At 55.4% G+C, this 10,539-nt stretch carries 9 protein-coding genes and 1 pseudogene; 1 reads left to right on the top strand and 9 read right to left on the bottom strand.

What is annotated here, in order from left to right; translation table 11 throughout:
* Positions 1–5 precede the first annotated feature (5 nt).
* From QWI18_RS25085 to QWI18_RS25125, 9 genes are all read right to left on the bottom strand, one after another.
* On the bottom strand, positions 6–1,580 hold the full coding sequence (locus tag QWI18_RS25085; protein WP_122593009.1) for a hypothetical protein: 1,575 nt from the start codon (positions 1,578–1,580) through the stop codon (positions 6–8).
* Positions 1,581–2,284: 704 nt separating this feature from the next.
* Positions 2,285–2,779, bottom strand: a complete 495-nt coding sequence (locus QWI18_RS25090; RefSeq protein ID WP_369320130.1) for a hypothetical protein — start codon at positions 2,777–2,779, stop codon at positions 2,285–2,287.
* A gap of 194 nt (positions 2,780–2,973) precedes the next feature.
* Complete coding sequence (locus tag QWI18_RS25095; protein WP_369320131.1) at positions 2,974–4,059, bottom strand: hypothetical protein; 1,086 nt, start codon at positions 4,057–4,059, stop codon at positions 2,974–2,976.
* A 156-nt stretch (positions 4,060–4,215) separates the two neighbouring features.
* Positions 4,216–5,556 carry a hypothetical protein gene (locus tag QWI18_RS25100; protein WP_369320132.1) on the bottom strand — a complete coding sequence of 447 codons (1,341 nt, stop codon included), beginning with the start codon at positions 5,554–5,556 and terminating at the stop codon, positions 4,216–4,218.
* A 63-nt stretch (positions 5,557–5,619) separates the two neighbouring features.
* A complete protein-coding gene (locus QWI18_RS25105) occupies positions 5,620–7,059 on the bottom strand; it encodes a Shedu immune nuclease family protein (protein ID WP_010426669.1) in 1,440 nt (479 codons plus the stop codon).
* Between the two features lie 296 nt (positions 7,060–7,355).
* Entirely contained in the window at positions 7,356–7,937 is a 582-nt protein-coding gene (locus QWI18_RS25110) for a hypothetical protein (RefSeq protein ID WP_010426672.1), read from the bottom strand.
* A gap of 109 nt (positions 7,938–8,046) precedes the next feature.
* Positions 8,047–8,217, bottom strand: coding sequence for a hypothetical protein (locus QWI18_RS25115; protein WP_010426673.1), 171 nt, complete (start codon positions 8,215–8,217; stop codon positions 8,047–8,049).
* A gap of 372 nt (positions 8,218–8,589) precedes the next feature.
* Positions 8,590–9,318 carry a DUF4365 domain-containing protein gene (locus tag QWI18_RS25120; RefSeq protein WP_010426675.1) on the bottom strand — a complete coding sequence of 243 codons (729 nt, stop codon included), beginning with the start codon at positions 9,316–9,318 and terminating at the stop codon, positions 8,590–8,592.
* Between the two features lie 201 nt (positions 9,319–9,519).
* Positions 9,520–10,077 carry a helix-turn-helix domain-containing protein gene (locus QWI18_RS25125; RefSeq protein ID WP_241083779.1) on the bottom strand — a complete coding sequence of 186 codons (558 nt, stop codon included), beginning with the start codon at positions 10,075–10,077 and terminating at the stop codon, positions 9,520–9,522.
* Positions 10,078–10,214: 137 nt separating this feature from the next.
* Here QWI18_RS25125 and QWI18_RS25130 point away from each other — a divergent pair.
* Positions 10,215–10,448 (top strand): annotated as a pseudogene (locus QWI18_RS25130) (metallophosphoesterase); the annotation flags it as partial.
* Positions 10,449–10,539 lie beyond the last annotated feature (91 nt).

A 10,539-nucleotide genomic window follows, 5' to 3' on the forward strand; every position in this document is an offset into this window, starting at 1 on the left:
TGGGGTTAGACAGTGTGATCCTGATCTCTCGCATCAAGATTTGGCATGGGGGGCATCAGGCTCACAATCGGCAAGTGGTGGGTAAAATCATCAACCACCTGCTGCAGCTGCCGGAGGGTCGCCTCCTGCGTGCGCTCATGCTCGCTCAGAACCGTTTTATAGACCGTGTCGTGGTGTGTCGTGGCCATGGAGAATCTGCCATTGGGCAGCACGCTCAAGTCTCCATAGACCGCGAGAATGACCAGGTAACATTTTCCACCCACCGACAGCTCCAGTGGCGCCAGACAGACCGCCTCGAACGGCTCGGCCAGGTCTTCGTAAGGAAACTCCAGCCTGGCACTGGCTTTTTGGCTAAGGAATGCGTGGAAGGCTCTTACATTTTGGCCGCTGCGGATCAGCTCCAGCAGACTGACCTCCAGCAGCCCGCGATCTCCCAACTCCATCTTTGTTTTAAGGAGTATGTCTGCCGTTCCCAGGGCACCAGGGAATGTCGGTAGGCTTGACCCTCCCGTGATGGTGAAAGGGGACTTGGAGCCGTGGAAGTCCATTTCAACTGCAAGTCCTTCAGGCTGAGCCAGCATCTTAATCACCTGAAGGTAGCTGCACAGGTGTTCCAGTTTGACCGGGATTTCAGGGTCGAGGGTTGAGTTGAACTTCGCCTCTGTACCATCTGCATTGATGTACCAATCGAACAGGCCGCAGTCGATCCGTATCTGAAGAGTACTTGAAGGCAGAAGGGCGTGCATGGCGCTCACGTAGGCGGCTGCGTCTAACTGAACGCTGTCCCCTGTTCGCCTGTTTCTGAGAGTGATTGTGCCCCTGGAAGCTGGAGGGGAAGGCTCGACCACCAGTGTGCCGACGGAAGCATTCCAGTGACTCTTGGGGTCTTCGAGGCCGAAGCGCTTCGAGACAAATTGCATCTCCCGAAGCTCAACAGGGCCTCCTCGACCTAAAGTAGCCTCGACCATTGCTTGCAGGTTTTCATGCCCCTCCAGGCTGAAGCGCATTGACTGACTGCCATCTCCAAAGCCGACTTTCTGCAGGAAGCGATGTTTTCTATCGATGTACTGGGCCTGTGAGCTGCCGATCGTCCGGAGAATTTCAGCCTTGAAGCTGGTTGAGCCATTGAGCGCGATTTCCCGACCTTGCCCAAAGTCGATCTGCATTGAAGCCTTATGAAGCCTTCCACCCTTTCCGGTCACCACATGGGTGTTTACTCGCTCCAGGATCTGCTCGATCAATCCCTCGTCGACATGGCGAAGGAAGGCTCTGGTGGGTACCTGTCCCTGTGAGAAGTCCATCAGCAAGTAAAACGCTGGCAACGAGTTCGAAGCCATCTTTCGAAGATTGGCAAGGGTGACGCTGACCTTGAGGGATGTGGACTGGGTTGATTTTATCTGGACTGTTCCGGTGATGATCGGCTCGTGCAGCGTCTGCTGCGTCAGCCCTGCCGCATCCTGGTCGACCTCAATGAGGACGTCCCACCCATGTCTGTCAGCTTGAGACTTGTTGGCGGTGATGCCCTCGCCAGCGCAGAGCGCCATGAAGTGAAGCTCGCCGCTTGTCCCAATGTCACCCATCGTGATTCCTCGCTGTGTTTCTGATTCAGTGCCGATCAAAAGAATGCGGTCAGAATGCCATGTTCCAGTGGGCAAGGGGCAGTGGTGCCGGGGACAGGTTCATCAGGGTGAAATAACCGGGCTCATGCCGTACAACGCACGGCAAACTGGCGAGGGCTGGCTCGACATTTCACGTGTCTGCGGGGCAGTTGCCAGTCGCAAAACTGCGTGCAAAGTGGATATGGAATCTTGATTCCGGATGAAACGCCAAGCGGCAACCCAAGGTGGGTTCGCTCAGTACAGACAGCGGGTGAGTTGCCCCTCGATTCTTGATTGTGCCAAGCCATGAGGCCTGGCGTTGCCTGAGCTGACGACGGCCTAGCTGGATTTTCTTGGCGATCATCCTGATTCGAATCTTGAGGCGAAAGGGTAGGGGGGGAGGATGTTTGGTTTCGTACATCCCCCCCCTCTACCCATTTTCGCTGCGTCACATGTAGGTAAGCTGCGTCACATGTAGGTAATCAGACTCGATGTTCCGATCTACAGACAGCGCCATTCACTCATCGAGTGCGCCCAAGCGCTGAATATTGCCGCTCTGGATTGATCGAAAACTGGCCTTGAAGGCCAGCGAGCTTCGAGTCGTTTTCGGCATAGGGCCCTGAGCCAGTATCAGTCCAACATTGATCTGCTCCGGGCCTTTTTGTTAACTTGGCAAAGAGAGCCCGTTAAACACAGAGCGCGGCTTCTTGCTTGCATCTTCGCCAGAGAGGGCCGTTGTCACAGCGCTCGATTGCCTCTTCAAGGGTTGGAAAACAGCCCCATCGGGTGGGCCGATCCCATGCGCCCCCGTCCGGGCAGTAGACGGTGTACTTCGTACCACTCGGATTGAACGCGAAAAACGACTCTTTGTGAGCCTTGATGCGGGCTTCGAATTCTATAGGGTTGAGGCCGTCGTCCCAAGCCTGCAAAGCTTGGCGGGACTGCACCTCTGACTGTTCCCACGTCATCGATTGGATATATGGCAAATCCCACCAGTCTGTACGTTCTGCGGGTACTCGCTGATGGTGCGGAGTAAATACGAAGTTCTCCCTCAACACAGGGTTCAGCGGGTAGCCCTGGCCGACCTTTTCCTGCCGATCAGGTCTGTTTTCGTCTCGATAAACGTCAACTCTCAAGACTTCGCCGATGGCGCCTGGGATGGCGTTGATGATTGTGAACATGCGCGTCTCATTCCTTTTGCTTGGTAGCTGTTGGCTGAGCGCTCTGCCTTCATGGTCACGATTTTTTGCTCAGCGGGCTGTGTCACCCGCTATATATAAATGGAGGCAAAACCACGCAGATTCAAGGCAATACGGCATGATTCACAAAAAAATCTGGTGCACGCCAGAAGCGAAGTCACCACGGCTCTCGATCGTTAGAACTCCAATCCCAAGGCCTGCCGCATACGAATCATTGCCATATCGGCCTCGCCATTGGGTAGGGTTTCTGCAGTGAAGGGCACCGATACGTGTGAGCTCGAACTGCCCTGAGCCAGCGTCAGTTCAATCCCTGCCGTGCGTAATGCATCGATGATGACCTGCACAACAGGGTCAAGGCTTGCAAGACCATCCCAAGACTCCCGGCAATCCCAGGCCTCTCTGAGTGCGCCGAGCAGTGCAGGAAGGTGGGCTGCGATCTGCTCCTCGAATGCGCATCTGGCCTCCAGATCAACCTCTTGGCCAAGACCATCCAGGTGACCCAGAAGATAGGCCACCATCTTCAGTGGCTGGCATACCTCACGCGAGGTTTCAACGGTCAGACGGGAAATGTCACTGTGCGTCCGGTAATCGATGATCGAGCGGCGTGCTTTGGAAATTGCGCCCGTAACGGCGGTCTGAAAGCCATCGGTGTAGCTGGTTGTGACCAGCTCCCCACTGCTTACTGGGGCAGCTAGCCGACACGCTGCGTACTCCTCCCAGATTGTATGAGCGGCGTCACGCAGTGACGCTCTTACCCAGTCGCCCTGGTGTGGGGCCAGCATAACGCCCGGCGAGTGAGCCTCGAACCAGGTCGTGACTTGGACATGCGCCAATTCATGAGCAACGATGTTCGCCGTCGCCCAGAAGTCATCTGTGTCCGGGCCGTGCTCTATCAGACCGAGCAGGGTGTTTGCACGCAAGACCACATGCGTCTTGGTGGCTCCATTGCGACGAACCCGCATCGCCTTGCCGACACCCACGAGACCTTCCGTGTTCGTATACCCCCGCGCCGTTTGCGACTCATACCCCAAGTCGACCGAGTTCAGAGCATCGTCGTAATCAAATCCGACCGTCACCCCGTCCAAGTCAGAGAGGTCAAAGGCGCGACCGCAGGCCTCAACCAGTCGGCGAATGGTTTCGATGAATCCGTCACGCCATTGCGCGTCATCTGGCATCGTTCGAAACGACAGCTGACATTCTGGGGGGACAGTGCAGTGGAGTAGAGTCTGGTCTTCGGTCTCGGGTTCGACGTCATTTGTCACGGTCACAATATCCTTGAGAAAGAGTGCATCGGCTGGCCGCCAATCGTGCCACGAGTATGGGCACGGGGCAGTGTCAGACAACTACTGGCGTTACCATCGAGGCTAGCATGGGGGCGGGACTGGACGCGGATCGGGCTGACTTGACGCCACTGGGTATCACCAATGATTTCCAGGGGTGCCATCACCATCCTCAAGCAACAAGTGGTGGGGAAGTGGCTGCGGTGTCCGATGCTTGCCGATCGGATAATACGCAGTGGTTTCGCTGACCGCCCAGGACTCCATGCGAGCATTCGCATGCTCGGGTCGCAGGTAGTTGGCGTAGACGTATCGCAGCCTTGAGCCCTCAGCCCGGAACTTGCGCGTTTGCATTTCATTGAGTACGTGGCGGCGCTCATCTTCTGATGACCCGCTCAAGGCTTCGTAGCCAACGTGCACAACACTTGGACAATCTAGGGTTAACTGAGGCACGGCCCGCCCCACTGTGCTGCGAAAGTGCACAGCTTTCGCGGTTGCAGCTTCCTTTGATCCGCTTTGCCAACTGACGATGCTTGCGTGGTGAACCCTGTCGGCATGGAAGGGCATATGCTCGCCGGGTGTCCAATCGGCGCTGAAGCTGTGATCAAACGATAGGTCATACGAACCCTTGATCAGTTCGATCATTCGGCTGGCCCCGTAAAAGATGTAGTCGTGGGCAATGACCGCATCCAGCATCCTCCAATCAGCGTCTCTGATGTGTGCAATCAGTTGGCCTTCTTGCAAAACGAATCGCTCACTAGGGTTCTCAAGGTAACGCTCCACGTGCCTCAGCAGAGTGTCGACCGGGTAGTCTCTGAGTTCTCGGAGGTACTTCACATCCACAATCAACCTTCGACCCAGGCGTCGAGCGAGTTCGTGGACGGGACTTGCGAGCGCTTCAGCGCAGGCACGCTCTTGTTTTTCGTACCCCGACTGATTGACGCGCTTGCACTCCACTGCCCAACGCCGGCGGTTACCACTAACCACTAGATCGGGTGTCTTGGAAACGCCTATTTGCTCGGGTACGAAGGCGACCTTAGACCAGTCCCGACTCTTGTATGCTCCTGCGACCAGGATTTCATAGAGCCCGGCGTCAGGTGTTTTTCGACCCCCTTTGAGCAAGGTTTCGATTCTGTCATTCACCCCTTCGACCTGCGTGAGGTGAGGTAGAAGCTGGCCGATACGGTGCATGACGGGGGCGATGCGAAAACCGTCAGGAGCGAAGTAGTGTCGCCGATCCTGAGCGAACGCGTTGGCTTGATGCAGGTACCAAAACACAGCATCGCGCTCATCATAAAAAAGGACTCGCTCGCCTTGCGTCCATCTGGGTAGTGCATCCTCAAAAAAGGACTGCACTGCCTCCATCCGTGAGTTCCATTCACGCTTCTCAATCAGTGATCGAAACCAGGTGATGGCATCCAAGATCGGCTGATCTATCCAGTCTTGGCCGTTCCGAGGGGCGATCCAGAGAGGAGAATCCATTCAAGCGGTATCCTTTAGTGGAGGTAGTAGGCTCACTGGCCCTGGGCACACGGCATGAGGGCTCTAGGCCGGAGAGGTTAGAGCGTCGTCTTCATCGGGTCGCAGAGCGCGATGAATCGTTTCGAGCCTTCCTTGCAACTCATCGAACGTGATGATCTGCACATCTTTCATGCTGTGACGCAAATGCTCAAGGGATCGCTGCTCCGCCTTGGACTCAGGTGTCAGTCCCGCCACAATGACGATGGGCACAGCGTAACTGCGTATGTGCACGTCATCATCCAGCCGATCAGTCAGGTTACGAATATTCGCCTGAAGGCTCGCGCGTTGGCTGAGGGATTGGCTTATGGCACCACCCAGATCTTTGGACGGCCCATGAACACCGTCGCGATAGGCTTTTTTTGCCAGTAACTTCATGCCTGGGTGCTTGATTTCGATGATGGCAGCGCTCCCGGTAGATCGAGCTGCCATGACAAAGTCGGTGTATTGCCCGCCTTTACCAGAGACATCCTTGCCACCCACATATGCTTTGGTTGCTACCAGTTTGACGGGGTATCCGAAAGCCATGTCGAGGATGAAGGTGTGGGTCGTGAAGAAAGCCTGCCAGCGCTCTTCAGAATGCTTTTGCTCAAGCAGTTTCTTGAAGTCGGTAATCATCTCGGCCAGGGTGACTTCCTCGATTTCAGCCTTGAGCGCGTACAGAGTGCTGGGTTCTTCACGGGCAATGGCGGGTACGTTGTTGCGTACCAGCTTTGCTGCCGAGCTGCGGTCGCCCTTGGAGAGCTTGTTTCGACCCAGGCTCACGAGATCCTTGAGTACATCGGGCGGGAGCGCTCGTGACCGTGCAGGGTACTTCTCGGGCGCAAGGTTGTGCAGGAGGCCCGTGTAGCAGAGGAGGCGCTTGTCCTTGGCCGCGTCACGCTGGTGTCTGCCACTTACTCTGTCGAGTCGCGTGCAGAGCTCCTCGAACTGGTCGAATCCCAGGTAGTAGCGGTTGCCTACACGAGTTACATCTTCCGAATCTGGCGAGGCTTGAAATACCAGCGTATCAACGCCCTCAAGCTCGCTTACGGCGTTCGTGATGTACTGATACGGTCTGGCCACGCCGAGCCCATATCGCCAGTCCCTGACAAATCCAGGCGGTAAAGTGGACAAGATGGTTTCCAAGCTGTCCTGATCGTGGGGTAGGACATACGGATGCTGAGAGGGATCATTGATCTGAAAGCACGACAGGGGATCGTACTTGGGTTCACCGTAGGACGGGTTGGTGTGATCCCAGATCTTCGGGAAAAACGTGAGCGATCCTGACTCGACGAGTACAAGCAGCAGCCACTGACCAGGTGGCGGGACAGTGAGTTTTACATCGCTAAACCACACCAATGCGGTCTGCGCAGCGGGATCGTTTCGCGCGACGATGTTCCCGTCCGCGTCGTGTAAATCAATCTGCAGAAACGGGCCATTGTCCGTTCTTGACGCAGCAAGGTAAGGCGATTGCTTGGCGGCCATGTTCAGTCCTTGAAGAGCGCTGGAGTGGCAGCACGATACAATCGCCGTCGGTGTTTCGCCATGGGTCGTGATGGCTCTGGGGAACCGTAATTTCTTTTCTGGCTCAGGTTGAAGCGAGCAAAGGAGTGGGCGAAACAAACCTCTCTCTCACCAACATAACGCTTCGGGAACTAGCTTGGGCAAACTGCCAACCGTGGCTGGCAGCCAGCTTACGTCACTGTCTGCCCGTGACTGGTCGAGGAGAATTCGCTAAGTGCTTCGGCCCGGCTTTCTGAAGTCCAGGCATTGCGAGGTGATCAGGGAGTCGCGGTAGCTGGGGCTGAAGCCGAGGCTGGCTCCGCCGGCGGCTCGACCTTCGGTGCACCATTGATGGTGATTCCGACGTCAAAAGTCTCAGCAAGGCCTGAGATCAGACGTTCTCGCGAGCTTTTGGAGAAGTCATCCCTGGTTACGCTAGACGCGGCGCCGAATAGGAAGAGGATCACTAGAAGCGTGGTGAGCGCGTTGCCCACGACGCCGCCTATGCCCCCAAAAAACAATGCCTTCAGCCCATGAGAGAACCGCTCACCGTAAGTTTCGGGCTTGTGGCGCTTGATGAACAACCAAAGCTCAGCTTTGTAGTGCTTCTCAAACTGATCCAGCTTTTCCTGGATGGCCTGAGCCAGGTAGTCTTCGAAGATGCTTTTCGCGTTAGCTTTGTACAGCGATACAGTAGGCAACTCGGCGCAGTGAACGTAGTTACGCACTTCTTCATCGGTAGGCTGCCGATTGTTTCGCTTGGCAAATTCTCGCAGAAACTGCTGCTTGCTTTGCTTGTACATGCAGTAAGCGAGTTGACCGACGATGTCGTCAGGTTTCGATACCAGCTCTTCGTACATGAGGTTGTGCTCCACCACCGGCTGGTTGCCGGGGGCGGGCGTGACGACAGGGCTTGGCTTGCTGGCAGAGGACGGCTTGCTAGGCGCTTTGTGGCCTTTTTTCCACATTCTATCGAGAGGCCACGCGTTTAGCCTTGGCGAAGCGCGCGTTAATGGTGTCAACGCTCTCGGTGCTCAAGCTACGGGCGAAAGCGCTCACAGCCTTTTTTGAGCTGTGGCGGCTCAGAACCTTGGATACAAAGTCGTTTTTGCTAACGAGGCCTTTGAAGAACTCAGTCATAAATCCTCCTGATTCAAGGTTCAATCATACACCAAACCCGACGTGGCTCCAATGCAGCGGGGCGAGCCTTCACCCCTACAATGTGACCGTCCAGCGGCTTTATCGCTATGAGCTTAGGCTGAGCGCCACTGGTGATCAATGACGCGTGAGTGTTCGGTTGGCCTGCTGGATGGCTGACTGGCGGCAGTCCCGGACAGCGGCAAGCTTTGAATTGCCCCTTCCCTGGCTCTAGCCAGGTAGAAACCTGGTTATCAAAGCGCCCGGGCTCCCTGGTCAGAGCATCCTTAGGATTTGCCGGTCATTGCCCGTTTGAGGTGCTGATCTGGCACGGCTGCATCATGGCTATCGCTTTTCTCCAGCGTGTGATCGCCTCTACATGCCGTTCACGCCGTTGCGATGGCTAACCTCTGCATCGTTCTGGCGCCTATACATGTCGGATTCCATCACCTCAACCTGCCGATAGCTGAAGTGGCTGATTCTCCATGGGTAATGGCGTTTGATTTCCTCAATTCTGGCAATCAGGAGAGCAAATTCATCGCTGGCGTCATGGATAGCCGACAGCTCATCAATGGATGTGTCGAACACGTCTGACGACATGATTTTGTCGTGGATGACCTTCGCTGCTGAGATGATGTCGTTAACGTCTTTGAAATGCTCTGGAGAGGAGAGCTCTGCGATTTTCGCCTTGGCATCTGGTTTGAGCTCATCTTCAGCCAGATTGAATGTGATCTTTCGGGATACGCCGCCAGATTGATAAGCCTCCGTTGAATTTATCGACTTCCAGTAGACCTTCTCAGTTGTCAGGTCTACACATACAACGATGGTCGGCACAGAAAATCTTTGCCAATAAGAGATGTCCGATTCATCGACGTAGACGTCATGCTTTGTCGCCGATCCCATTTTCTCGAATGATTTAACTTGCAGCTTTACAACATTGCCTGTTGCCGCGTTGTTGTCGTCACATATTTCAATCTCTGCATCAATGCCCAGGTCTACGTCTTGTAACCTGCAGGGCCAGCTGAGCGTTCTCGTGAATTTGAACGCAACCAGATGCTCACCTGCGTCGCCATTTATCGACCGTTTTGGGTACTGCTTTGTCATCGTGCTCATCCTTGCATGGGAATAGGGTGGGGCAGAGTCCCTCCATTCAGTAGCTCATGGTTGCGCTAGGCATTGTGGCGGGGGGCGTATTGCGTCGCAGATTGCGGCCAACGAAGCGTTGTGCGGGCAGGGCTCGAAAGGGCGGTATTCACCCAGGCGAAAAAGTTGCATCCTAGAGTTCAAGTCGCTTGGGATCCCAAGCTACGTAGCATCACCATTGTCCGGCTCGGCGTTCCAATAGCGCTGGACGCTCGATCGCGAAATCCCCAACAGACGCACCACTTCAGCTTGCGTTTTGCCTTGTGCTTTGAGTTCAAGCACAGCCTGCCGATTTTTGAGTTTGATTGGTTGGCCAGACGGTCGCTGATTCAGTTCCGAGCCGTTGAGTTGTTCATGCAGCAACGCAAGCCCGCCGACCTCAGCAAACCGCTGCAATTCCTGGGCAGCTTTTGCGAGCACATCTTGTGCTGACTCCCCGCGATCCAACGCCACGCACAAGGCAATCAGGGCCGTCAGGTCGAAGTCGAGCGCTGCTGCCAGATCCGCCAGTTTACCCACACGAATTCCCGCCTTTCCCCGCTCCACTAAGCTCAGGGTGGTGCGAAAGGTGGCGTCACTGAGTTCGCTATAGCTCAGTCCGCGCTGCTGACGTATCGCTCGCAGAGTCGCTGCCAGCTCGTTTGTGAGCGTCATGGCCGTCCAAAAAGAGAGCATAAGGCCACACAGCAACAGGCTCAATAAACAGCGAAGGCTGTGCATAATGAGGCTTTTCGGTTATGATGATTTGCCTTCACGTACTGCTGGCTCCAGGGCCCTGCAGGCTGAGGCACAGTGGGATCTCACCTCCATCGAGGGGAGAAATCAATTTACGCTTAAAACGACTATCGGGAGCACGGATGAAGGTGTACGTCTTGTCTGACCTCCACATTGAGTTCACTGATTTCGTCCCGCCGGTGCTGGATGTTGATCTTGTGATACTGGCGGGCGACATCCATACCACCCACAGAGGCGTCGAGTGGGCAAGCGACACTTTTGAATGCGACGTCTGCTATATCCTGGGTAACCACGAGTTCTATCGCGGGCACTTCGACAGAACGCTGGAAAAAGCGAGGGCTAAAGCCGCACCCAACCAGACCGTGTGAAAACCAGCTACTCAGCAGCTAACCAAAAAAAATGCCCCGATCAACTCGGGGCATTTTCCATTTATACAGAGAAGAAAAA

Origin of the sequence: Pseudomonas sp. W2Oct36 (assembly GCF_041060465.1) — a bacterium.
Taxonomy (GTDB): Bacteria; Pseudomonadota; Gammaproteobacteria; order Pseudomonadales; family Pseudomonadaceae; genus Aquipseudomonas; species Aquipseudomonas graminis_B.

Coding starts and splice junctions, on each gene's coding strand:
- QWI18_RS25085 (WP_122593009.1), bottom strand. CDS start 1,580: ATGGGTGACATTGGGACAAGCGGCGAGCTTCACTTCATGGCGCTCTGC.
- QWI18_RS25090 (WP_369320130.1), bottom strand. CDS start 2,779: ATGTTCACAATCATCAACGCCATCCCAGGCGCCATCGGCGAAGTCTTG.
- QWI18_RS25100 (WP_369320132.1), bottom strand. CDS start 5,556: ATGGATTCTCCTCTCTGGATCGCCCCTCGGAACGGCCAAGACTGGATA.
- QWI18_RS25105 (WP_010426669.1), bottom strand. CDS start 7,059: ATGGCCGCCAAGCAATCGCCTTACCTTGCTGCGTCAAGAACGGACAAT.
- QWI18_RS25110 (WP_010426672.1), bottom strand. CDS start 7,937: ATGTACGAAGAGCTGGTATCGAAACCTGACGACATCGTCGGTCAACTC.
- QWI18_RS25115 (WP_010426673.1), bottom strand. CDS start 8,217: ATGACTGAGTTCTTCAAAGGCCTCGTTAGCAAAAACGACTTTGTATCC.
- QWI18_RS25120 (WP_010426675.1), bottom strand. CDS start 9,318: ATGACAAAGCAGTACCCAAAACGGTCGATAAATGGCGACGCAGGTGAG.
- QWI18_RS25125 (WP_241083779.1), bottom strand. CDS start 10,077: ATGCACAGCCTTCGCTGTTTATTGAGCCTGTTGCTGTGTGGCCTTATG.